The organism is Mesorhizobium sp. P3_A9, from assembly GCF_056402975.1.
Genome location: NZ_JBFUGJ010000729.1, coordinates 1 through 1025 on the forward strand (window position 1 = coordinate 1; position 1025 = coordinate 1025).

General features: G+C 61.1%; 1 protein-coding gene. It reads left to right on the forward strand.

The features are described 5' to 3' along the window. Positions 1-1025: mannose-1-phosphate guanylyltransferase (locus AC1DX0_RS36350; RefSeq protein ID WP_477359393.1), on the forward strand; the 1025-nt coding region annotated here is incomplete at both ends.

The following is a 1025-nucleotide window of genomic DNA, read 5'->3' on the forward strand; positions in this document are numbered from 1 at the left end:
GGCCTATTTCGCGTGCCTTGCACCCCAAGCCGTTCATCCCCTTGCCGGGAGGCGGGACCCTCATTCGCAGGACCTACGCCCGCGCAGCCGGACTTGCAGGCGTTGATCAAATTGTGACGGTCACCAATCGCGATCTGCTGTTCCTGACGGCGGACGAGTATGCGGAGGTGGCGGCGCCAGGTGTAAGGAACACGTTCCTGCTGGAGCCTTTCGGCCGTGACACGGCAGCCGCGGTCGCGCTCGCTGCGTTGCAGGTCGCCCGCGACAATCCAGACGCGGTTCTGGTTGTGCTGCCTGCGGATCACCTGATCATGGACGAAGCAGGCTTTGGCGCGGCCGTGGCGAAGGCGGCGGCGATCGCGGCCACGGGACGGATCGTCACGTTTGGCATGAAGGCAGAAAGCCCTGAAACGGGGTTTGGCTATATCGAGGCCGAGGGAGATACGGTCCTTCGGTTCGTGGAAAAGCCGAATGCGGAACGAGCGGCCCAATTCATCGCCAGCGGTCGGTTCTTCTGGAATTCGGGCATGTTCTGTTTTGCGGCCCGCTCCATGATCGCCGCGATGCAGGAACTGTGTCCGGATGTGTTGTCCAATGCGCGCACGGCGCTTGAGGCGGCCAGGACAAGCGAGGCCGCGGACCGCACCACTGTTGAGATAGACAAGGATGGTTTCGCGGCTGTTCCTGCTGTTTCCATCGACTATGCGGTCATGGAGAAAGCAAAGAACGTGGGTTTCGTGCCCTGCAGTTTCGATTGGTCCGACATCGGCTCCTGGACCGTTTTGTCGAAGCTTGTTCCCGCCGACGACAACGGCAACCGCACGATCGGCGAGACAATACTCCATGGCGTGACCAACTGTTACGTGCACAGCGAAGACCGGCTTGTCGGTCTTGTCGGCGTTTCGGATCTGTTGATCGTCGACACGCCGGATGCGCTTCTTATTGCCCACAAGGACAAGGCGCAGGAAGTCAAGGACCTCTACAACCGCCTCAAGGCGGAGGGGCATGAGTCGGCAACCGTGCAT